This window comes from Rhizobacter sp. LjRoot28 (assembly GCF_964253025.1).
Taxonomy (GTDB): Bacteria; Pseudomonadota; Gammaproteobacteria; order Burkholderiales; family Burkholderiaceae_C; genus Rhizobacter.
The window spans coordinates 901,766-923,974 of record NZ_CAXUQC020000001.1 but is presented as its reverse complement, the minus strand read 5'-3'; the positions used below and the strand labels follow the sequence as shown (position 1 = coordinate 923,974).

Annotated in this window: 21 protein-coding genes; 13 read left to right on the top strand and 8 right to left on the bottom strand. The window is 68.0% G+C overall.

The window, feature by feature from the left end; genetic code table 11:
- Positions 1–53: 53 nt before the first annotated feature.
- From pcnB to murJ, 5 genes are all read right to left on the bottom strand, one after another.
- Complete coding sequence (gene pcnB, locus ACSQ2F_RS04390; RefSeq protein ID WP_436020159.1) at positions 54–1,649, bottom strand: polynucleotide adenylyltransferase PcnB; 1,596 nt, start codon at positions 1,647–1,649, stop codon at positions 54–56.
- Positions 1,646–2,323 (bottom strand): HAD family hydrolase, encoded by a 678-nt coding sequence (locus ACSQ2F_RS04385; RefSeq protein WP_436020157.1) that lies wholly within the window; start codon positions 2,321–2,323, stop codon positions 1,646–1,648. Before ACSQ2F_RS04385 ends, pcnB begins: the two co-directional genes overlap by 4 nt.
- Positions 2,320–2,988: a DnaA regulatory inactivator Hda gene (gene hda, locus ACSQ2F_RS04380; protein WP_436020155.1), complete on the bottom strand. Its 669-nt coding sequence runs from the start codon at positions 2,986–2,988 to the stop codon at positions 2,320–2,322. The genes ACSQ2F_RS04385 and hda overlap by 4 nt, the downstream gene beginning before the upstream one ends.
- Before the next feature lie 293 nt (positions 2,989–3,281).
- Positions 3,282–4,151, bottom strand: a complete 870-nt coding sequence (locus ACSQ2F_RS04375) for a SirB1 family protein (RefSeq protein ID WP_436020153.1) — start codon at positions 4,149–4,151, stop codon at positions 3,282–3,284.
- A gap of 47 nt (positions 4,152–4,198) precedes the next feature.
- On the bottom strand, positions 4,199–5,758 hold the full coding sequence (gene murJ, locus ACSQ2F_RS04370) for a murein biosynthesis integral membrane protein MurJ (protein WP_436020151.1): 1,560 nt from the start codon (positions 5,756–5,758) through the stop codon (positions 4,199–4,201).
- 129 nt (positions 5,759–5,887) lie between these two features.
- On the opposite strand from murJ, the gene rpsT reads away from it, so the two are divergent.
- A complete protein-coding gene (rpsT, locus tag ACSQ2F_RS04365; protein WP_085751970.1) occupies positions 5,888–6,184 on the top strand; it encodes a 30S ribosomal protein S20 in 297 nt (98 codons plus the stop codon).
- 234 nt (positions 6,185–6,418) lie between these two features.
- On the opposite strand, the gene ACSQ2F_RS04360 is transcribed toward rpsT, so the two are convergent.
- Positions 6,419–6,763, bottom strand: a complete 345-nt coding sequence (locus ACSQ2F_RS04360) for a DUF3579 domain-containing protein (protein ID WP_436020148.1) — start codon at positions 6,761–6,763, stop codon at positions 6,419–6,421.
- Between the two features lie 232 nt (positions 6,764–6,995).
- On the opposite strand from ACSQ2F_RS04360, the gene ACSQ2F_RS04355 reads away from it, so the two are divergent.
- A complete protein-coding gene (locus ACSQ2F_RS04355; RefSeq protein ID WP_436020146.1) occupies positions 6,996–8,219 on the top strand; it encodes an aspartate aminotransferase family protein in 1,224 nt (407 codons plus the stop codon).
- Positions 8,216–9,148, top strand: a complete 933-nt coding sequence (argF, locus tag ACSQ2F_RS04350) for an ornithine carbamoyltransferase (protein ID WP_436020144.1) — start codon at positions 8,216–8,218, stop codon at positions 9,146–9,148. The genes ACSQ2F_RS04355 and argF overlap by 4 nt, the downstream gene beginning before the upstream one ends.
- 88 nt (positions 9,149–9,236) lie before the next feature.
- Here the strand turns inward: argF and ACSQ2F_RS04345 are convergent, their stop codons facing one another.
- Complete coding sequence (locus tag ACSQ2F_RS04345; RefSeq protein ID WP_436020142.1) at positions 9,237–9,695, bottom strand: carboxypeptidase regulatory-like domain-containing protein; 459 nt, start codon at positions 9,693–9,695, stop codon at positions 9,237–9,239.
- 281 nt (positions 9,696–9,976) lie between these two features.
- Here ACSQ2F_RS04345 and ACSQ2F_RS04340 point away from each other — a divergent pair, with 281 nt between their 5' ends.
- The 10 genes from ACSQ2F_RS04340 (at position 9,977) to ACSQ2F_RS04295 (ending at position 20,622) form a co-directional block, all read left to right on the top strand.
- Positions 9,977–11,104, top strand: coding sequence for a methyl-accepting chemotaxis protein (locus tag ACSQ2F_RS04340; RefSeq protein WP_436020140.1), 1,128 nt, complete (start codon positions 9,977–9,979; stop codon positions 11,102–11,104).
- A gap of 28 nt (positions 11,105–11,132) precedes the next feature.
- The gene (locus ACSQ2F_RS04335; protein ID WP_436020138.1) at positions 11,133–11,501 is read left to right on the top strand and encodes a response regulator; all 369 of its coding nucleotides are present in this window, start codon (positions 11,133–11,135) and stop codon (positions 11,499–11,501) included.
- Positions 11,498–11,788 (top strand): STAS domain-containing protein, encoded by a 291-nt coding sequence (locus tag ACSQ2F_RS04330; RefSeq protein ID WP_436020136.1) that lies wholly within the window; start codon positions 11,498–11,500, stop codon positions 11,786–11,788. The genes ACSQ2F_RS04335 and ACSQ2F_RS04330 overlap by 4 nt, the downstream gene beginning before the upstream one ends.
- A 22-nt stretch (positions 11,789–11,810) precedes the next feature.
- A complete protein-coding gene (locus ACSQ2F_RS04325) occupies positions 11,811–13,982 on the top strand; it encodes a chemotaxis protein CheA (RefSeq protein ID WP_436020134.1) in 2,172 nt (723 codons plus the stop codon).
- A gap of 112 nt (positions 13,983–14,094) precedes the next feature.
- The gene (locus ACSQ2F_RS04320; RefSeq protein WP_436020132.1) at positions 14,095–15,777 is read left to right on the top strand and encodes a methyl-accepting chemotaxis protein; all 1,683 of its coding nucleotides are present in this window, start codon (positions 14,095–14,097) and stop codon (positions 15,775–15,777) included.
- 17 nt (positions 15,778–15,794) lie between these two features.
- Positions 15,795–16,343 carry a chemotaxis protein CheW gene (locus ACSQ2F_RS04315; RefSeq protein ID WP_436020130.1) on the top strand — a complete coding sequence of 183 codons (549 nt, stop codon included), beginning with the start codon at positions 15,795–15,797 and terminating at the stop codon, positions 16,341–16,343.
- 29 nt (positions 16,344–16,372) lie between these two features.
- Positions 16,373–18,184 carry a methyl-accepting chemotaxis protein gene (locus ACSQ2F_RS04310; protein ID WP_436020128.1) on the top strand — a complete coding sequence of 604 codons (1,812 nt, stop codon included), beginning with the start codon at positions 16,373–16,375 and terminating at the stop codon, positions 18,182–18,184.
- A 22-nt stretch (positions 18,185–18,206) separates the two neighbouring features.
- Positions 18,207–19,010: a CheR family methyltransferase gene (locus tag ACSQ2F_RS04305; RefSeq protein WP_436020126.1), complete on the top strand. Its 804-nt coding sequence runs from the start codon at positions 18,207–18,209 to the stop codon at positions 19,008–19,010.
- A complete protein-coding gene (locus ACSQ2F_RS04300; RefSeq protein WP_436020124.1) occupies positions 19,007–19,555 on the top strand; it encodes a chemotaxis protein CheD in 549 nt (182 codons plus the stop codon). Before ACSQ2F_RS04305 ends, ACSQ2F_RS04300 begins: the two co-directional genes overlap by 4 nt.
- Positions 19,552–20,622, top strand: a complete 1,071-nt coding sequence (locus tag ACSQ2F_RS04295; protein ID WP_436020122.1) for a protein-glutamate methylesterase/protein-glutamine glutaminase — start codon at positions 19,552–19,554, stop codon at positions 20,620–20,622. Before ACSQ2F_RS04300 ends, ACSQ2F_RS04295 begins: the two co-directional genes overlap by 4 nt.
- Positions 20,623–20,673: 51 nt before the next feature.
- On the opposite strand, the gene ACSQ2F_RS04290 is transcribed toward ACSQ2F_RS04295, so the two are convergent.
- Positions 20,674–22,182: a Do family serine endopeptidase gene (locus ACSQ2F_RS04290; RefSeq protein WP_436020120.1), complete on the bottom strand. Its 1,509-nt coding sequence runs from the start codon at positions 22,180–22,182 to the stop codon at positions 20,674–20,676.
- Positions 22,183–22,209 lie beyond the last annotated feature (27 nt).

Genomic DNA, 22,209 nt, shown 5'->3' with positions numbered 1-22,209 from the left:
TGGAGAGTCACTCGGGATGGCCGGCCGACGCGGCGTCTCACGCCGCGCGGCACTCAGCTGGCGGCGTCCGTGCCGCCAGCACCGGCCGGCTTGCGGCGACGGCGGCGACGCTTGCGGGCCGGTGCATTGGCGTCACTTGCGTCCATGGCCTCGCCGTCCGCATCGGAGTCATCGTCCGCCGCAGCAGGAAGGCCGCGCGGATCCGGCGCCACCGCGGTGTCCCCTGCGGCCGGACGCCGCCCGGTGCGGGGAGCCGCCGGCGCACGGCGCTCGGTCTTGCGCAGGTCCTGGATCATGTACGGGCGGTCCTCCGGCTCGGCCAGGGAAAAGTCCTCCCACCAGGTGGCGAGTGCCGGGTCGATCTCGCCGGCATCGGCGCGCAGACGCAGGAAGTCGAAGCCGGCGCGGAAGCGCGGCTGCTCCACGAGCGTGAGCGGGCCATTGCCCGTGCGCCGCTCGAAGCGGGGCTGCATGAGCCAGATCTCGCGCATGTCGGCGCCCAGCTTGCCGCGCCCGGAGATGTCGCCGATGCGGGCGTCGAACACGGCATCCACCGCCTGCTGCAGCGCGGCAAAAGGCGCCTCGCCGCGCTTCTTGAGGCGCTGCCACCCTTCCAGCACGTCTTGCCAGAGCATGCACGCCAGCATGAAGCTCGGCGCCACCGGCTTGCCTTCGCTGACCCGACGGTCGGTGTCGGCCAGCGCGGCGTTCACGAACTTGGCCTGCTCGGGGAACTTGGCCGCGTTGTCGATGACGAGGTCGAGGATGGGGAAGATGCCCAGGCCGCCGCCGGCCAGGCCCTGCTTCTTGAGTTCCTCGATGCTGGCCAGCGCGTGGCCGGTCTGCAGCAGCTTGATCATCTCGTCGAAGGTGCGCGAGGCAGGAACGCTCTGCAGCAGCGACGCCATCTCGCGGATCGGCGCGCGGGTCTTGGCTTCGATGGTGAAGCCCAGCTTGGCGGCGAACCGCACGACGCGGATGATGCGCACCGGGTCCTCGCGGTAGCGGGTGGCCGGGTCGCCGATCATGCGCAGGACCTTCTTCTTCGCGTCCTTGATGCCGCCGTGGTAGTCGACCACCACCTGCCGCTGCGGGTCGTAGTACATGGCGTTGACGGTGAAGTCGCGCCGCGCGGCGTCCTCGATCTGCGGTCCCCAGACGTTGTCGCGCAGCACCCGCCCGGCGGCATCCACCACGTGGGTCTTGCCGGCGAGTTCACCCTTGGAGGTCTTCTCGTTGCCGGTCACCTGCTCGGCGGCGGCCGCATCCATCACCGCCCGGAAGGTCGAGACCTCGATCACCTCGTGGTCGCGCCCCCGCCCGAACACCACGTGGACGATGCGGAAGCGTCGGCCGATGATGAAGGCGCGCCGGAAGAGGCCCTTGACCTCCTCCGGCGTGGCGTTGGTGGCAACGTCGAAGTCCTTGGGGCGCAGGCCCACGAGCAGGTCGCGCACCGCGCCGCCCACGATGTAGGCCTCGAAGCCGGCATCGGCCAGCGTCTTCACGACACGGATGGCGTTGTCGTCCACCAGGCCGAGGTCGATCCCGTGCTCGCTGGCCGGCACCTCCACGCGCTTGCCCTTGGCAGGCTTCGGGGGAGCGTCGTCGGGCTTGCCCAGCAGCTTGTTGATGAATTTCTTGATCATTGCGAGAACAGTTGAAGGATGCGCCAGCCGCGTTCGCGCGCAATGGTTTCGAGGGACGGCGCGGGATTGGTGGCCACCGGCTCGGTGGCACGCTCCATCAGCGGCAGGTCGTTGGCGGAGTCGCTGTACATGCTGATGCGCTCGAAGTCGTCGAAGGCGAGGCCCATGCCGGACAGCCATTCTGCCGTGCGCGTCACCTTGCCCTCGCGAAAGGACGGCGTGCCCTCGATGGCACCGGTGTAGCGCCCAGCCGCATCACGCGCCAGGCGCACGGCCAGCAGGTGGTCCACGCCGAAGGCCCGGGCGATGGGCGTGGTCACGAACTCGTTGGTGGCCGTGATGATCGCCACCAGATCGCCCCGGGCCTGGTGTTCGCGCACCAGGTCAAGCGCTTCGGGGCGAATGGCAGGCTCTATGTCCTCGACCATGAAGCGCGCCTGGGCAGCGGCCATTTCGTCAGCCGGACGCTCCCGCCAGGGGCGCGTGGCGTACTCGATGTACTCGTGGATGTCCAGGGTGCCGGCTTGGTAGCGCGCGTAGAACGCGTTGTTGGCGGTCCGGAACGATTCGAGCTCGACCCAGCCCTGGCGAACGATGAACTCGCCGAAGGTGTGGTCGGAATCGATGGGAAGCAGCGTGTGGTCGAGGTCGAACAGGCAGAGATTTCGGGTCATGCGCCCTCTTCGGTGAGCATTTGTTTGAGGAGCGGAACCGTGATGGCCCGCTTGTGCACCAGGGCGAATTCGTCGAGGCGATCGAGCAACGACATCAGGTGCTTGAGGTCGCGCGCGAAGTGGGTGAGCAGGTAGTCCATCACCTCGTCGGAAAGGAACAGCCCGCGCCGGTCGGCCTCGCGGCGCAGTGCGGCGCGGGCCTCCGGCTCGGACAGTGGCTGCACGGCGAACACATGCCCCCAGCCCAGCCGGGTGCGCAGATCGTCGCGCACCGGCAGGTCGACTGGTGGCACCGTGCCGGCGCCCACCACCGGAATGCCGTGCGTCGTCGCCTCGATGAAGGCGGCGAACGCGGCTTGCTGGCGGGCTTCGTCGAGCCGGTCGCAGTTGTCGATGACGACCAACTGCGCACCCTCGTCCACCTGCCACGGCGTGGGCTCGCTGGCATCGAACCAGGCCACCCGCCCGCCCCGCTGCTGGACGAGGTTCGCCGTCGCCTCGAGGAGATGGGTCTTGCCGACGCCGGATGTGCCCCACAGGAAGACGGGGGCCGTCTGCTGGGTCACCTGGCGCAGATGGGCGACGGCATGGGCGTTCTGGCCCGTCACGAAACTCTCGAAGGTGCGTGCGGGTTGGGTGCCGATGTCGAGCGGAAGCTGGCGCATGCAGGCAGGCCCTCAGTCCGACCCGGGCAGCGAACGGCCGCGATCGGCGGCACGCGGCGTCGGTTCGGTGTGGAGCAATGGCATGGCCGGATTCCCCTGGCGGTGTTATTTGATGTGTTCCTCGCGGACGACGCCGCGGCCCGGGCCGCGCGCCCGGGCCACGGCCGCCGCGGACGCGGCACGCCATGGCCGCGAATGCCCGCAGCCGGCCAAATTCTAAGGGGAGCCCGCCCCCGACGCGCGCGGGCGGTCCTTCACGGGCCCGGAGAGCCGGGCCAGGGGTCTGCCGCGGCTCAGTGCAGTCCGTCGGCGGCGCCTGTGCCGAGTTCGGTCAGTCGAGCGCTCACGGCGGCCCGGTCGACCGCTTCCCGAACGTGGATGAGGTAGGCCCCCAGGTCTTGTCGGGCCGCCTCCCGGTGACCCAGCTCGGCATGAGCCAGGCCGCGATCGCGCCGTTCCTCCCATGCGTGGGGAAGCAGCACGACGAGGCGGTCCAGCACCGCGACCAGCCGAGGCCAATCGCGGGCACTGCGGTGGATCTCCTTCAGGTTGCGCAGCATGCGGGCAAGCACCTCGCGCGGTTCGGCGGCCTGCAGGAAGAGGCCCAGCGGCATTTCGAAATCGCCTTCGAGGCCGTGGCTGCGCCGGTAGGGCACCAGCAGTTCGTCGAGTTGCTCCCGCGAGAGCGACTGGCCGCTGAAGGGGTCGATCACGACCTCGCCTTCGGGCGTGTGGAGCTTGACGAGAAAGTGCCCCGGGAAGGAGACACCGCGGGCCACGAGCCCGATCTCGGTGGCGAGCTCGATGTACAGCACCGCCAGCGTGATGGGAATGCCCCGGCGGGTGCGCAGCACGGTGCTGAGCAGGCTGTTGCCGGGGTCGTAGTAGTCGTTGACGTTGCCGGCGAAGCCCAACTCGTGGAAGAAGTAGCGGTTGAGCTGGCGCAGGCGCTGCAGGGGCACGGCGTCGGCCGGCACCCGCCGCCGCAGCTGGGCCACGAGGGCGTCCACCTCGGCCAGCAGGGACTGCACGTCGAGGTCCGGATGCTCGTCGAGGCTGATGCTGGCCGCGGCCTCCAGCAGCGACAGCGAGGCATCGTCGGCCACCAGGGTGGAAAAGTATTCGAGCGCGGTCGGCGGCTCGAAGTGCAGGCGATCGGACATGGCCACAGTCTATAGCGGCATGCGGCCCGGCGCGCCAGGCCGGACGATCAACCCCGACGCACGAACTGGCGCAGGTTGAGGCCCATGGCCAGCAGGCTGCCGAAGTAGATGACCGCCGCGCCGCCCAGGAGCAGCGACAGCCAGCCGACACGCGTCCAGCCCGGCAGGCCGATCCAGTCGACATGGCGGGCGCCCCAGACAAGCAGCGCGGTGAGCAGCGCGGTGGCCACCACCACCCGGGCGCCGAACGCCGCCCAGCCGGGCGACGGCGTGTACACGCCGCCGCGCCGCAGGCCGATGAAGAGCCACCCCGCATTGACCAGGGCACCGATGCCGATCGACAGGGCCAGCCCCGCATGTTGCAGGGACGGCACGAAGAACCAGAAGATCGCGTTCAAGAGCTGGGTCAGCACCAGCACGACCACGGCGATGCGCACTGGCGTGCGGATGTCCTGGCGCGCGTAGAAGCCGGGGGCGAGGATCTTGATGGCGACCAGCCCCATCAGGCCCACGCCATACCCTTGCAATGCCCGCACGGTCTGGGCGACATCCGACGCGGTGAAGGCGCCGCGGTGGAACAGCACGGCCACCAGCGGCTCGGGGAACACCAGCAAGGCCATGGCGCAGGGCAGCGCCAGCAGCACCGACAGTCGCAGGCCCCAGTCGAGCAGGCCGGAATAGGCAACGCTGTCCCCCCGCCCTTGGGCGCCGGACAGCTGCGGAATCAGCACCACGCCGAGCGCCACGCCCAGCAAGGCCGTCGGGAACTCCATCAGGCGGTCGGCGTACCCGAGCCAGGAGATGGCGCCGACGGCGAAATGCGAGGCGAGCTGGGTATTGATGAACAGCGACAACTGCGCGACGGAAACGCCCAACAGGGCCGGCGCCATCTGGCGCAGCACCCTGTGCACACCCGGGTGATGCCAGGCGGCGCGGATGGCCGATGGGCCGAGCCCGATGCGGGGCAGCTGCCCGATCTTGATGAGCGCCGGCACCTGCACCGCCAGCTGCAGCACGCCGCCCAGCATGACACCTGCGGCCAGGGAGAAGATGGGCTCGATGCCCCAGCGCTGGAACAGGGGCGCCAGCGCCCACGCGCTCGCGATCAGCGAGACGTTGAGGAGCACCGGCGCCGCCGCCGGCACGGCGAAGCGCTTCCAGGTGTTGAGGATGCCGGCGGCCAGGGCGACCATCGAGATGAAGCCGATGTACGGGAACATCAACCGGGTCATCACCACGGCACCGTCGAACTCCTGCAGTCCCGAGGCCAGCAGCCAGACGACTGCCGGGGCGGCGGCCACCCCGATCACGCAAGTCACCACGAGGGCCCAGAACAGCACCGTGGCCACCGCATCGATGAGCCGGCGGGTCACTTCGTCGCCCTCCTTCACCCGCGTCTGGCCGAGGATGGGCACGAAGGCCTGGGCGAAAGCCCCTTCTCCGAACAGGCGCCGCAGCATGTTCGGGATGCGGAAGGCCGCGTTGTAGGCGTCGGTCCAGGCGCCGGCGCCGAACATCGAGGCGATCATCAGCTGGCTTGCCAGGCCGGTCACCCGGGAGCCCAGCGTGAGCAGGGAGACGGTGGAAGCGGCCCGGAGCAGGTTCATGTGGCGGTCGTCGAGCCGGAAAAGGGGCGAATTATAGGGAGCGCCTTTGAGCGCGACAGCTTCGTTTGTGGATCACGCGAAGTGAATGCTATACTGGCGGACTTCATACCACCTGGGTAAAGCTAAAGCATGGCTACCGCTTCCAAAGCAAAGAAGAAGACCGTCCGCATCGCGTCTGGTCTCAAGCGCGTCCGGCAGGATGTGAAACTCAACGCCGCGAATACCGCCCTGCGTTCGAAGTTCCGCACCGTCATCAAGAATGTCCAGAAGGCTGTTGCCGCTGGCGACAAGGCCAAGGCCACCGAGCTGTTCCAGTCGGCTCAAAGCGTGATTGATTCGGTGGCCGACAAGGGCCTGTTCCACAAGAACAAGGCCGCCCGCCACAAGAGCCGCCTGTCGGCCAAGGTCAAGGCCCTCGCGGCCTGAACCCATACCAGGTGGAAGAAGCTCCAAAGCCCGCCCCTGGCGGGCTTTGTTGATTCAGGGCCTGCTGTTTGTGCAGGGCGACGTCCCAAGACGTCACAGGCCCCGTGGATCTCGGCCCGCCCTTCGGCGGGCCTTGTCGTTTCTGGAGGGTGGGGGCGCGGCGAGCGAGCAGTGCCCTGCCCTGTCGTGGTGGTGTGCTTCGCGCCGGAGCGTCCGGACGCCTTGCGTCGCGGCTCAGCGCTGCGCGGCTGGCGGCTTGTCCGACGGCGACTCGGGCAGCAGGCAAGCCTCGGCCACTTGAAGGTTGTTGTCGCGGGCGAAGTTCATGACGAAGTCCCAGGCCTTGAGCTCGACGTCGCGAAGCGCCTCGCTGACGATCACGCACTTCACCCCGTTGATCACGCGCGGCACGCAATAAGGTGAATAGCCGATGTAGGCGCCGATCCCGCCGACGGATCCTTCGGGTCTGAAGCAGGACATGGCCCCGGCCAGCCGCTCGGCCCAGTCACTCGGGCGAAAGATGCGGCCGTCTTTGGTCACGCCTTGGATGAACACTTCGCGGGGTTTGGCAGAGCTCATGCAATGGCTGGAGAGGAATTGTGTTCCAGCCTCCCATTGTGCCGGGTTTGTCCTGGCTCCCCGCTGACGAACGGTCATCCTTGGCAAAGATCAGTGTCATCGATCGGCCGTCGGCCCCGGCGCTGCGTGCCTCTGCTGCTGCGCAGTTCACCTGGGCAGGCTCTGGCCCTAGAATCAAAAACCTCCGGGGCCCAACGATGGGCCCCGGCCGTTTTTGCCCTGGAGCCTTCCGATGACCGCGCCCACGCCCGTCCCGAGCATCACCTCGCCTGCCATGCCGCACGTGATGAACACCTATGGCCGCCTGCCTTTCGCGCTGTCGCACGGGAACGGCGTCTGGGTCTGGGACACCAACGGCAAGAAGTACCTCGACGGCCTGGCCGGCATCGCGGTCAACACCCTGGGCCATGCGCACCCACGGCTGGTCCCGGCCCTGCAGGATCAGGTCGCCAAGCTGATCCACAGCTGCAACTACTACCAGGTTCCACTGCAGGAAGAACTAGCCGCCAAGCTCACCGAGCTGTCCGGCCTCACCAACGTCTTCTTCTGCAGCACCGGTCTCGAAGCGAACGAGGCGGCGCTCAAGATCGCCCGCAAGTTCGGGCATGACAAGGGCATCGAGCGCCCCGAAGTGATCGTCTATGAAAAGGCCTTCCATGGCCGCTCGATCGCCACGCTGTCGGCGACGGGCAACCCCAAGGTCCAGGCGGGCTTCGGTCCGCTGGTGGAGGGCTTCGTCCGCGTGCCGCTGAACGACGTCGCCGCCATCGAGGCGGAGGCGCGCAGCAATTCCAACGTGGTGGCCGTCTTCCTGGAAGTCATCCAGGGCGAAGGCGGGATCAACCCCGCCACCGTCGAGTACCTGCAGGCCGTGCGCCGCATCTGCGACGACAAGGGCTGGCTGCTCATGCTCGACGAAGTGCAGTGCGGCATGGGCCGCACCGGCAAATGGTTCGCGCACCAGTGGGCCGGCATCCTACCCGACGTCATGCCGCTCGCCAAGGGCCTCGGCTCGGGCGTGCCGGTGGGCGCCGTGGTGTGCGGGCCGCGCGCCGCCAACGTGTTCGGCCCGGGCAACCACGGCACGACCTTCGGTGGCAATCCGCTGGCAATGCGGGCCGGTGTGGAAACCATCCGCATCATGGAAGAAGACGGCCTGGTCGCCCACGCGGCGGATGTCGGCGCGCACTTGACCTCGTCCCTGGCCCGCGCACTGGAAGGAGAGTCGGGGCTGGTGGAGATCCGCGGCCACGGCCTGATGATCGGCATCGAGCTTGCCCGCCCCTGCGGCGAACTGCTGGGCCAAGCGGCCGAGGCTGGTCTGCTGCTCAGCGTCACCGCGGACACCGTCATCCGGTTGGTACCGCCGCTCATCCTGACCCATGCGGAAGCCGATCAGATCGTCGCGATCCTCGTGCCGCTGATCAAATCGTTCCTCGCCAAGACCTCACCATGAAGCCCGGTATGAGCCTCATCAAGCACTACCTGCAGTTCAAGGACCTCCGCGCCGAGGAATACGCCTACTTGCTGCCTCGGGCCGGCGTCATCAAGCAGCGATTCAAGAACTACGAGAAGTACACGCCGCTGGTCGACCGCACGCTGGCGATGATCTTCGAGAAGGCCAGCACCCGCACCCGCGTCAGCTTCGAGGCCGGCATGTACCAGATGGGCGGCTCGGTGGTGAACCTCACCAGCGGCGACAGTCAGCTCGGCCGCGCCGAGCCCATCGAGGACAGCGCCAAGGTCATCAGCCGCATGGTCGACCTGGTGATGATCCGCACCTACGAGCAGACCAAGCTCGAGGCCTTCGCGGCCAACTCACGGGTGCCGGTGATCAACGGCCTGACCAATGAATACCACCCGTGCCAGATCCTGGCCGACGTCTTCACCTTCATCGAACATCGCGGCTCGATCAAGGGCAAGGTCGTCGCCTGGGTGGGTGACGGCAACAACATGGCGAACACCTGGCTGCAGGCCGCCGACATCCTCGGCTTCACCCTGCACGTCAGCACGCCCACCGGCTACGAGATCGACCCCAAGGTGGCCGGCGTGTCCAACACGGCGTGCGTCAAGGTCTTCAAGAACCCGCTCGACGCCTGCCGGGGTGCGCACCTGGTCACCACCGATGTGTGGACGAGCATGGGCTATGAAGCGGAGAACGAGGCGCGCAAGAAGGCCTTCGCCGACTGGTGCGTCGACCGCGAGATGATGGCCGTCGCCCAGCCGGACGCCCTGTTCATGCACTGCCTGCCGGCGCACCGGGGTGAGGAAGTCGAGGCGGAAGTCATCGACGGCGCCCAGTCGGTCGTGTGGGACGAGGCCGAGAACCGGATGCACGTGCAGAAGGCCTTGATGGAATACCTGCTGCTCGGACGCATCGGCTGAGCAGCAGGACGGCTCGGGCGCGCCGGCTACCCCTCCCGGGCGCTGGCGACGCACGTGGCCGGCCTCGGCGGGCCGGCCCCGTGAGCCCTCAGTCCGTGCCCTGGGGGAACACGAACACCACGCGCTTCGATCCCTTCGAAGGCACCGTCACCCCCTTCTTCGAGATCGCTTTGTCTTCCAGCGTGGCCTCCACGTGATACGTGCCGGGCGGCATGCGCACGAGGAAGAACGGTCCCGTGGACTTCGCGTCCAGCAGCACGTCGCCCTTGCCGTTCTTGATGCGGATGTCGGCACCGGCCGTGTACTCGCTCTTGGCGCCCGCCTTCTGGTACAGCTCGAGCACCAGGGGATAGTCACGCTTGGCGGCCTGGATGGCGGGCAACTGCTCGTCCGGCACGCCGCCACTCACCCAGCTGACATCGCCCGACTGCTGCACGGGCGGCAACGGCAGGACGGCATCCTGGGCCTGGGCCGTCTGGGCTCCCAGCGCCAGCGACAACGCGATGGCAGCTGCACTCACACTCGCCTTCAGATTGTGTTTCTTCATGGGTTCTCCTTCGAGGTGGGCCGAGAAGCCGATTAGGCGGCGAACCGACCTCGCCGTTCCGCATCGAGGTCTCCCTCGCGGCCGATTCCTACAGCGCTCGTTCACGCCTGCTTACAACCTGGCTCCGTAAGTTTGCGGCAAGTCAAGCTTTACCCCCCAGTTCTCACTAAGTTGCAGTCGATGCCCGCCGATATGCAGGCATGGTTGAACCCCACCTCTCCAACGGCGTCCAAAACGCGTCAACACCCAGCGTTCTTCGGCGCTTCCGCTGGCTTCGGGTCGTGACGTCCCTTCCCTGTACGGCTCTCGCTCTCGCGGGCGGTGCCACCACGGCGTTGGCCGGCGCTCAAGCATTGCCCCTGCTGACGGCAGCAGGCCTCGTGGTCGCGGGGCTGACCCTGGACCGCCGAACCCATCGCCGCGAGCAACGGCAGGCCGAGGCGACTGCGTCCTTCGTGCTGGGCACCGAGGCGCTGGGGCGTGACCTCGTCCCGGTCTGGGGCGGCCACATCGAGAGCTCCCGCCAGCAGATGGAATCGGCCATCGGTGAACTGAGCCAGCGTTTCGGCGGCATCGTCGAACGGCTGGACCAGGCCATGAAGGCGTCCGACCTCGCCACCGGCACGGGCGACGACGCTTCAAATGCCGGCTTGGTGGCCGTCTTCGAGCGCAGCAGCCGCGAGCTCAACACGGTGCTCGAATCCCTGCGCGCCGCCATGACCAGCAACAGTGCCCTGCATGAGGAAGTGCAGAGCCTCGGCCGCTTCGTTGCCGAGTTGCAGCAGATGGCGGCCGAAGTGGCCAACATCGCGGCCCAGACCAACCTGCTCGCGATCAACGCCGCCATCGAGGCGGCCCATGCCGGCGAAACCGGTCGCGGCTTCTCGGTCCTGGCCCAGGAGGTGCGCAAGCTCTCGGCCATGTCGGGCGAGACCGGCCGCCGCATGACCGAACGGGTCAACCTGGTCGGCGAGGCCATCGCGACCGCACGCCGAAGCGCCGAGGCTTCGGCGGTCCGCGAGGCTGAATCGGTGGGTGCCTGCGAGCAGTCGATCAGCAGCGTGCTCTCCGGATTCCAGGGCGTCACTGGCGCGCTCGTCGAATCGGCCGACGTGCTCAAGCGCGAGAGCGTGGGCATCCAGTCCGAAATCTGCGAGGCCCTGGTGCAGTTGCAGTTCCAGGACCGCGTGAGCCAGGTGATGTCCCACGTCCGGCAGAACATGGACCAGCTCCCGGTGGAGCTGAGCGCCGGACGCGAGGCCTTTGAACGCAATGGTGAACTGCGCCCCGTCGATGCCCATGCGCTGCTCATCGCACTGCAGAAGACGTACGCCATGGCCGAGGAGCACGACCGCCACGGCGGCAAGGCGGCTTCGGCGCCGGCCCCGCAAGAGATCACCTTCTTCTGAACCCCGAACCGTTTCCCGAGGAATTTCCATGGCCAAGACCATCCTGATCGTCGACGACTCCGCCTCCGTACGGCAGGTTGTCGCCATCTCCCTGCGCGGTGCAGGCTACGACGTCATCGAAGGCTGTGACGGCAAGGACGCACTCTCCCGGCTCAAGGGCCAGAAGGTGCACCTGATCATCAGCGACGTGAACATGCCCAACATGGACGGCATCAGCTTCGTGAAGGCGGTGAAGCTGCTGCCCGCCTACAAGTTCACGCCCATCGTCATGCTGACCACCGAGTCGCAGGAGACGAAAAAGCGCGAAGGTCAGGAGGCCGGCGCGAAGGCCTGGATCGTCAAGCCGTTCAAGCCCGACCAGCTGCTGGGCGTGGTGCAGAAGCTGGTGCTGCCATGACCGCGCCCGTGCTGTGCATCGACGGCGAGCTGAGCATCTACCGCGCCGCGGAACTGAAGGAAGCGCTGCTGGCCGCGGTGCGCGAGCACGCCGCGGTCGAGATCGACCTCTCCGGTGTGACCGAGTTCGACACCGCCGGCGTGCAGCTCCTTCTGCTCGCCAAGCGTGAGGCCCTGGCGGCACAGCGCACCCTCACGCTGACCCGCCACAGCCCGGCCGTGGTCGAGGTCTTCGCGCTGCTCGACCTGGTCGGGCACTTCGGCGACCCGATCGCCCTTCAGGCCTGAGCCGCCACTTGCGAGACGAGACATGAACCTCGATGACGTCCTGATCACCTTCTTCGCCGAAAGCCGTGAGCTGCTCGAGTCGATGGAGACGTCGCTGCTCAGCGTCGGCCAGAGCAGCGACGCTGCCGAAACCGTCAACGCCATCTTCCGCGCGGCGCACACCATCAAGGGGTCCGCCGGCCTCTTCGGTCTCGACGACATCGTCGCCTTCACCCACGTGGTCGAAAGCGTGCTGGACGAGCTGCGCGCCGGCGCCATCGCCGTCGATGAATCGCTGGTGGCGCTGCTGCTCACCTGCGGCGACCACATCGGCGCGCTGGTGGACGCCGTGGAGGCCAGCCCGCAGGGGGCAAGCCAGGAGCTGCTCGACCGTGGCGAACCGCTGATCGCGCAGCTGCGCACCTACCTCGTGCCCGCGCAGGGCGGCGACGAACCTCCTTCCCGGGCTGCGCCTGCATCGGGCTGCTGCACGGAAGGCCAGCCGCTGATGGGCGCGGCCGACCTCTGGCACATCTCCATCCGTTTCGGGGCCGACGTGCTGCGCAACGGAATGGACCCGCTGTCGTTCATCCGCTACCTCCGCACCCTGGGAACAGTAGTCGGCGTGGTGACCTGCGCAACGCAGATGCCCGAAGCCGAGGCCATGGATCCCGAGGCCTGCCACCTCGGCTTCGAGATCGCCCTGCGCACGCAGGCCGACAAGGCCGCCATCGAATCGGTCTTCGACTTCGTGCTTGATGACTGCACGCTGTCGATCCTCCCACCCACCAGTCTGAGCGCTGACTACGTCGAGCTGCTGCACGCGCTGCCGGCCGAGTCGGACCGGCTCGGCGAGATGCTGGTCCGGTGCGGCGCCATCACGGCCCGCGAACTCGACGCCGCCCTCACCCGGCAATCACGGGCCAAGGCGGCAGACGCGCCGCCGCGCATCGGCGCCCTCCTCGTCGAGCAAGGCAGCGTGGCCGCCCCCGTGGTCGCCGCGGCACTCGACAAGCAGAAGCGCAGCAAGGACGGCAAGCCTTCGGAGAGCCAGTCGATCCGCATCGATGCCGACAAGCTCGACCAGCTCATCAACCTCGTGGGCGAGCTGATCATCGCCTCGGCCGGCGCCAACCTGATCGCGCGCCGGACGCGCAACGCCGAACTGCAGGAATGCCACTCGACCCTCTCGGGCCTCGTGGAACAGGTGCGTGACAGCGCGCTGCAGCTGCGCATGGTCAAGATCGGCGCCACCTTCAACCGCTTCCAACGCGTGGTGCATGACGTCTCGCGCGAGATCGGCAAGGACATCGCCCTGGCCGTCAGCGGCGAGGACACCGAGCTCGACAAGACCGTCGTTGAGAAGATCGGCGACCCGCTCACCCACCTCGTGCGCAACGCCATCGACCACGGCATCGACTCGCCGGAACTGCGCGCCCGGCGCGGCAAGCCGGCGCAAGGAACGGTGTCGCTCAACGCGTACCACGACTCCGGCAGCATCGTGATCGAGGTCGGCGACGACGGCGGCGGGCTCGACCGCGACAAGATCCTGAACAAGGCGGTGGAGCGCGGCCTGGTGGAACCGGGCCGCATGCTTACCGACGGCGAAATCTACGGCCTGGTGTTCGAACCCGGTTTCTCCACCGCGGAACAGGTGACGAACCTGTCGGGGCGCGGCGTCGGCATGGACGTCGTCAAGCGCAACATCGTGGCTCTGCGCGGCAGCGTCGACATCGCGAGCCAGCCGGGTGTCGGCACCACGGTCACGGTGCGGCTGCCGCTCACGCTTGCCATCATCAACGGCTTCCAGGTGGGCGTCGGCAAGTCGGTGTTCGTCGTCCCGCTCGACATGGTGGACGAGTGCATCGAATTCGCCGGCGAGCCCGGGCACGACTACACCGACCTCCGCGGCACCGTGCTGCCCTTCATCCGACTGCGTGACCTCTTCGAGGTGCCCGGCGAGCCGGGGCCGCGGCAGAACATCGTCGTCGTGAAGCATGCCGGTCACAAGTTCGGCCTCGTGGTCGACATGCTGATGGGCGAGGCGCAGACGGTGATCAAGCCGCTGTCTCGCATGTTCGCCCAGGTGCGCGGCATCAGCGGCTCAAGCATCCTCGGCAGCGGCGACGTGGCACTCATCGTGGACGTTCCGGCGCTCATGCAGGAGGCCGCGACGCGCTTGCCCGCGCCCGAACCGACGGAGCACGACGCCTAGCCAGCAGCCCCTCGTCCAGGCGCCGCCTGCGTGCCCCACCGGGCCACAAGCCCTCCTTCATCCGGCCGATCAAACGTCGACCGCACTGTCAAGTCAACCGAGATCCATCCCCATGTTTTCCAACCTCAAGATCGGCGTGCGACTCATCGCCGGCTTCATCCTCGTGGCAGCCATCAGCTGCGTCGTCGGCTACATCGGCATGCACAGCGCAGGCCAGATCAACGAGATGGCCGACCGGCTGTACGACCGCGAGCTGATGGCGCTGTCGTACGTGAAGGAAGCCAACATCAACCTCATCTACATCGGCCGTGCGCGCGCGGAGTTCCTGAACGCCACCACCCAGGAGGAGCGCCAGACCCAGCTCGCCAATGTCCAGAAGTTCAGCGCCACCTTGCGGGGCCTGGCCGACCAGGCCCGCCCTCTCTTTATCACTGAGCGCGGCAAGGCGGCGTTCGCGAAGTTCGACGCCGCATGGGCGGACTACGAGAAGGAGATCCTCCACGCCCTGTCCGTCGGTGCGGGCGCCAAGCTGCAGGAACGGGACGCGACCGTGGCCCAGGCCATGAACAGCGTGCGCGAGAAGAACCGCCAGCTCGACGAGGCGATGACCGACCTCAGCCGCATGAAGGAAGAGATGGCCAAGCAGGCCTCCGTCGACACCACGACGATCTACCTGGAAAGCCGGTCCACGATGATCGCCTTCATGGTCGGCGGCGTGCTCGCCGGCATTGCCCTCGGCATCCTGATCAGCCGCAGCGTGACCCAGCCGCTCAAGCGCGCGGTGGAGGCGGCCGACCGCCTCGCCGAGGGTGACCTCACGGTGCACATCGAGGCACAAGGCAAAGACGAGACGGCGCAGCTCCTGCGCGCCATGCAGAACATGGTCTCCGAGTTGTCCCGCGTGGTCGCCACGGTGAACAGCGGCGCCGAAGCACTGGCCGGCGCCTCCGAGGAAGTGAGCGCCACGGCGCAGTCGCTGTCCCAGGCCTCCAGCGAACAGGCCGCCGGTGTGGAAGAGACGAGTGCCTCGCTCGAACAGATGACGGCCTCCATCACCCAGAACACCGAGAACGCCAAGGTCACCGACGGCATGGCCACCAAGGCCGCCACTGAGGCCACCGAGGGCGGCGAGGCCGTCAAGGCCACCGTCGCCGCCATGAAGCAGATCGCGCAGAAGATCGGCATCATCGACGACATCGCCTACCAGACCAACCTGCTCGCGCTCAATGCCGCCATCGAGGCCGCACGTGCCGGCGAGCATGGCAAGGGCTTTGCCGTCGTGGCGGCCGAAGTGCGCAAGCTCGCCGAGCGAAGCCAGGTCGCCGCGCAGGAGATCGGCACGGTCGCCGGCTCCAGCGTCGAACTCGCCGAGCGCGCCGGGCGCCTGCTCGACGAGATCGTGCCCAACATCAAGAAGACCTCCGACCTGGTGCAGGAGATCACCGCTGCCTCCGAGGAGCAGACCTCGGGCGTCGGCCAGATCAACGCCGCTGTGAGCCAGCTGAGCACCACCACCCAGCAGAACGCCTCCAGCTCCGAGGAACTGGCCGCCACCTCCGAGGAGATGAGCAGCCAGGCCGAGCAGCTGCAGCAAACCATGGCGTTCTTCCGCCTGGCCCGCGATGGCGCACCTGCCAAGCCCGCACCACGCCGCGCCCCGACCGCCACGAGCGCCCGCCCCACCGCCGCGCGCGGCAAGTCGGGCAGCAAAGGCGCGGGCGGTTTCGATCTCACCGGCCGTCTCGCCTTTGCCGGCGCCGACGGCGTCGATGAATCCCAGTTCGCCAAGTTCTGAAGGCGAGGAGTCCCACGATGAACGCCATTGCCTCTGTCCGCGCGCAGATGCCGACCGCCGTGCCGGCAGTCGCCCATGCCGCTGAAGCCACCCAGTACCTGACCTTCCTGCTCGCCGGCGAGTCCTTTGCCATCGGCATCCTGTCGATCAAGGAAATCATCGAGTACGACACGCTCACAGAGGTGCCGATGATGCCGGCCTGCGTGCGCGGCGTCATCAACCTGCGTGGCGCCGTGGTGCCCGTGATGGACCTGCTGGCCCGCTTCGGCCGTCCCTCCAGCCCTGTGACCAAACGCACCTGCATCGTGATCGTCGAAGTGCAGGCGGGCGAGGAGCGCCACGTCATCGGCGTCGTCGTGGACACCGTCAACGAAGTGCTCGACATCGACGCGCACGACATCGAGCCGCCGCCGAGCTTCGGCGCCAACATCCGAAGCGATTTCATCCAGGGCATGGGCAAGGTCAAGGGCCGCTTCGTGATCCTGCTCAACGTGAACCAGGTGCTGTCCATCGACGACCTGCAGGCCGCCGCCGGCGTGCCCCGAGACGCCGCCGCGTCCAACTGACCGCGCAATGCGCCCAGGGAGATAAAAACATGTTTGCCAACCTCAAAGTCGCCACCCGCCTGAGCCTCGGCTTCGGCGTGGTCATCGTCCTGCTGATCGCCATCTCGCTGCTGAGCGTGCTGCGCCTCGGCACGGTCAGCGATTCCGCCACGACGATCATGGAAGACCGGTACCCCAAGGTCCAGATGGCCGAGGGCATCGTCAGGAACGCGCTGACCAACGGACGCCTGCTGCGCTCGGTCCTGCTGGCCACGAGCGAATCCGAAGTGGAGTCCCTCAAGCAACAAGTGAGCGAGACCCGCGCGAAGAATGCCGAACTCATCAAGCGGCTGGACGGCGTGCTGACCGCCGAGCGTGCGCGCCAACTCTTCAAGGACGTCGAGGACAAGCGCGCACGGCTGTCACCGATGTACGACCGCCTCTACGAACTGGTGAAGGCCGATCGTGCCCGAGCCGTCGAATTCATGAAGAGCGATTTCGCCCCGGCCAATGATGCCTATCAGGCCGCCGCCGACGCGCTCGGCGACTACATCGGCGTGCAGATGAAGGAGGCCGGTGAGCAGGCCGTTGCCATCTACGAGCAGACGCGCAACCTCATCATCGGCCTGGCGGTCATCGCCATCCTGGCTGGTGCCTGCGTGGCCTTCGTCATCACCCGCGGCCTCCTGAAGCTGCTGGGGGGCGAGCCCACCTATGCCGCCGAGGTGCTGGAGAAGGTCGCCGTCGGCGACTTCACGGTGCAGGTCCACCTGGCCCCGGGTGACACGACCAGCATGCTGCACACCGTGCGCCAGATGGTGCAGTCGGCCGGCGACAGCGTGAACGACGTCGTGCGCGTCATGGGCGCGATGGCCGACGGCGACCTGACGCAGTCGATCGACAAGCCGTACCAGGGTTCGTTCGGCGAGATGAAGACCTACGTGAACAACACGGTGGCCAAGCTGTCGCAGGTGGTGGCCGAGGTCAACGCCAGCGCCGAATCGCTGGCCGGCGCCTCGGAGGAAGTGAGCGCCACGGCGCAGTCGCTGTCCCAGGCCTCCAGCGAACAGGCCGCCGGTGTGGAAGAGACGAGTGCCTCGCTCGAACAGATGACGGCCTCCATCACCCAGAACACCGAGAACGCCAAGGTCACCGACGGCATGGCCACCAAGGCCGCCAGCGAAGCCACCGAGGGCGGCGAGGCCGTCAAGGCCACCGTCGCCGCCATGAAGCAGATCGCGCAGAAGATCGGCATCATCGACGACATCGCCTACCAGACCAACCTGCTCGCGCTCAATGCCGCCATCGAGGCCGCACGTGCCGGCGAGCATGGCAAGGGCTTTGCCGTCGTGGCGGCCGAAGTGCGCAAGCTCGCCGAGCGAAGCCAGGTCGCCGCGCAGGAGATCGGCACGGTCGCCGGCTCCAGCGTCGAACTCGCCGAGCGCGCCGGGCGCCTGCTCGACGAGATCGTGCCCAACATCAAGAAGACCTCCGACCTGGTGCAGGAGATCACCGCTGCCTCCGAGGAGCAAACCTCGGGCGTCGGCCAGATCAATGCTGCTGTGAGCCAGCTGAGCACCACCACCCAGCAGAACGCCTCCAGCTCCGAGGAACTGGCCGCCACCTCCGAGGAGATGAGCAGCCAGGCCGAGCAGCTGCAGCAAACCATGGCGTTCTTCCGGGTCGGGGGCGCGAGTGTTCCGGCGACCACGGCCACCGCCCGTGCACCGCGGCCCTCGCGCGCCAGCATCCATGTGCCGGCCGCGGCGCCCGCGCCCGGCCGCAAGCTCAACGGCCACGGCCACAACGGCTTCGCGCTGAGCGCTGCCGGCCTGGACGAAACGCAGTTCGCCCGCTTCTGAGCCTGGCGGCGGAGTGAGCAGCATGAGCGCCAGCATCAACGACCACGAGTTCGGCCACTTCCAGCGCTTCATCTACGAGGCGGCGGGGATCACCCTCGGCTCGGCCAAGAAGGCACTGGTCTCGGGTCGCCTTGCCAAGCGCCTGCAGGTGCATGGCCTGGCAAGCTTCAGCGACTATTTCAAGCTGCTGGCCAGCGGTGAGGACGCCGCCGAAGTGCAGACGGCGGTGGACCTGCTGACCACCAACGAAACGTACTTCTTCCGTGAGCCCAAGCACTTCGAGCTGCTGCGCGAAGTGGCGTGCGCCGCCCCAGCCAGCGCGCCCTTTCGCGTGTGGAGCGCAGCCAGTTCCACGGGCGAGGAGGCCTACAGCATCGCGATGGTCCTGGCGGACACCCTGGGCATGAGCCGCCCCTGGCAGGTGGTGGGCACGGACATCAGCACGCGCGTTCTGGAGCGTGCGAGGGTCGGCCACTACGCGCTGGAACGCACACGCCACATTCCTCAGGCCTACCTCAAGCGCTTCTGCCTGCGCGGCATCGATGCGCAGACCGGCACGCTGCTCGTGCAGCGAGAGCTGCGCCAGCGGGTGTCGTTTACGCAGGTGAACCTCAACACCGCCCTGCCGCAGCTCGGCAGCTTCGACATGGTCTTCCTGCGCAACGTGATGATTTACTTCAATGGCGACACCAAGCGCCAGGTGGTGGCGCGGGTGCTGGGCCCGCTCAAGCGCGGCGGCCACTTCTGCATCGGGCACTCCGAGACCCTGAACGACATCTGCGACGCGGTCGTGCAGGTGGCGCCGTCCATCTACCGCAAACCGTGAACCCGTCTGCTGCGATGACGCCCGACGCCCTGACCCGTGACGTGATGCTGCGCCCTGGCGAGTACGCCGTGGGCGGGGCCGAGAGCCAGATTCGCACACTCCTGGGCTCCTGCGTGTCGATCACACTCTGGCACCCTCGGCTGCGCGTGGGCGCCATGTCGCACTTCCTGCTGGCCGAACGCCCGAGCGCCGACGCCTCGGCCGCGCCTCGGCACGACGCACGCTACGGGCAGGATGCGCTGCACCTGATGCTGGACCACCTCGCCCGCGTGCGGGTGACGGGCTCGCAGTGCGAGGCCAAGATCTTCGGCGGCGGCAACATGTTTCCCGACCACACGCCGCCCGGTGCCATCGGCGTGGGGCGGCGCAATGGGGAGGCTGCACGCCAGTTGCTGCTCGACCGTGGCATTCCGGTGGTCTCCGAGAGCCTGTTCGGCAACGGGCACCGCCAGATCATCTTCCGCCCGGCGAGCGGCGACGTCTGGGTGCGGCAGGTCCAGCCCGGCTCGTCCGACTTCACACCCCTCGCGGGAGACCTGCGATGACCCCCGTGCGCGTGATGCTGATCGACGATTCGGCGGTGGTCCGCCAGGTGCTGGCCGGGCTGCTGTCGCAGGCGCCGGGCATCGAGGTGATGGCCAGCGTGGCCGACCCGGTGCTCGCCATCGAACGGCTCAAGCACGACTGGCCCGACGTGATCGTGCTCGACGTCGAGATGCCGCGCATGGATGGCATCACTTTCCTGCGCCTCGTGATGCAGCAGCGCCCCACGCCGGTGGTCATCTGCTCCACGCTGACAGAGCGCGGCGCGCGCACCACGCTCGAGGCGATGGCGGCCGGTGCCGTGGCCATCGTCACCAAGCCGAAGGTCGGCCTGAAGCAGTTCCTCAGCGAGGCCGCCGACGAACTGGTGGCCACCGTGCGCGCAGCCGCCAAGGCCAACGTGCGCACCCTGGCGCCGGGGCGTGCCGCACCTGCCGTGCCCGCAGCCAAGAACACCGCCGACGTCATCCTGCCACCCACCACCCGCGCCATGACGCAGACCACCGAACGCGTGGTGGCGCTCGGCACCTCGACGGGCGGCACGCAGGCACTGGAGGCCGTTCTGACCGCCTTGCCGCGGGTGTGTCCCGGCATCGTCATCGTGCAGCACATGCCGGAGAAGTTCACCGCGGCCTTTGCGGCGCGGCTCGACAGCCTGTGCCAGATCGCCGTCAAGGAGGCCGAGAACAACGATCGCGTTGTCCCGGGACGGGCGCTGATCGCGCCCGGCGGCCGCCACATGCTGCTCAAACGCAGCGGAGCACAGTACTTCGTGGAGGTGGTGGACGGGCCGCTGGTGAACCGGCACCGGCCTTCCGTCGACGTGCTGTTCCGCTCGGTGGCGCGCAGCGCAGGGGCGAACGCGCTCGGCGTCATCATGACCGGCATGGGCGACGACGGCGCCGCAGGGCTGCTGGAGATGCGCAACGTCGGCGCACGCACCCTGGCCCAGGACGAGGCGAGCTGCGTGGTGTTCGGCATGCCGCGCGAGGCCATCAAGCGCAACGCGGCGGAGCGGGTGCTGCCGCTGTCCGCCATGGCGGCGGAGATCCAGCGGCAGCTCGCCTGACGTGCGCGCGCGGCGCGGGCATTCGCCGGCACCGCTCGGGCCTCGGTTCGATCAGCCGAGGTTCACGGGAACGAAGATCCGCTCGCCATCCCGTTCGATGAGCAGCGCCACGCTCTTGGGCTTGCCCTCGATCACGCTGCGCACCTGCTCGACGGAGGTGACGGGCTTGCCGTTGATGGCGAGCACCACGTCGCCCGGGTTGATGCCGGCGCGCGCCGCCGGGCCGCTGGCGTTCTCGACCAGCAGGCCCTCCAGCTTGGACTGCCGACGCTCGTCCGGCGTGAGAGGTCGCAGGGCAAGGCCGAGCTTGCCGCCCTGCGTGGCGCCGCTGTCAGCCACCTGTGCGGCCTCGTTCGGAATGCCCTGCAGCTTGGCCTCGACCTGCTGCGCCTTGCGGTCGCGCCAGATGGTCAGTTTCACCTTGTCGCCCGGCGACGCCAGGCCGATGCGGCTCGACAGCGCGCCGGAGCGGTCGATCGGCTCACCGTTCACTTCGGTGATCACGTCGCCCGGCTTGAGACCCGCCGCCGCGGCGGCGCTGTCAGGCGAGACCTTCGATACCAGCGCGCCGTTCGGGCGGCTCAGGCCGAACGATTCGGCCAGGCTCTGGTTCAGGTCCTGGATGACCACCCCGAGGCGACCGTGCGACGCACGTCCGGTGGCCACGATCTGGTCCTTCACCTTGAGCGCCACGTTGATCGGAATGGCAAAGCTCAGGCCCTGGAAGCCGCCCGACTGGGAGTAGATCTGCGCGTTGATGCCGACGACCGAACCGCTGCCATCGAACAGCGGGCCGCCCGAGTTGCCCGGGTTCACCGCGGCGTCGGTCTGGATGAAGGGCACCATGGCGTCACCCGGCAGCGAACGGCCCTTGGCGCTTACGATGCCGCTGGTGGCGGTCTGCTCGAAGCCGTACGGCGCGCCGATGGCGAGCACCGGGTCACCCACCTCGAGGTTCTGCGGGTCGCCCAGGCGCACGACCGGCAGGTCCTTCGCGTCGATGCGCAGCACGGCCACGTCGGTCGTCGGGTCGCTGCCCAGCACCTTGGCGGCGAACTCGCGGCGGTCGCCCAGCTTGACCGTCACTTCCTTGGCGTCGCGCACGACGTGGGCGTTGGTGAGGATCAGGCCGTCGGCACTGATGATGAAGCCCGAGCCCTGCCCGCGGAAGGGCTGCGATGGATTCTGCGGTGCGCCACGGAACTTGAGGCCCGGCGGCAGGCTGCGGAAGAACTGGAAGTAGGGGTCGTTCTCGGCGCCCGGGGGCAGTTGCGGCATCTCTTCGCGGGAGACCTTGTGCGAACCCTCGACGGTGACACCGACGACGGCCGGGCCGGCCTGCGCGACGATGGCCCGGTAGTCGGGCACGGCGGAGCGCGCAGGCACCGGAGCGGCCGGCGCGAGGCCGCCTGCGGCAGTGGTCGCGGCGGCGGCGGAGGTCGTGGCGGCGGCCGTATCGGCGGTCTTGATCAGGTCCGGCTTGAGGCCGATGGCCCCGGCCGTACCAACAGCGAGCACCCCGGCGGCGATCAACGAAACGTTCAAGGTCTTGAGTGTCATGGAGTCCCCTCGTGTGGTTGGGTGCGG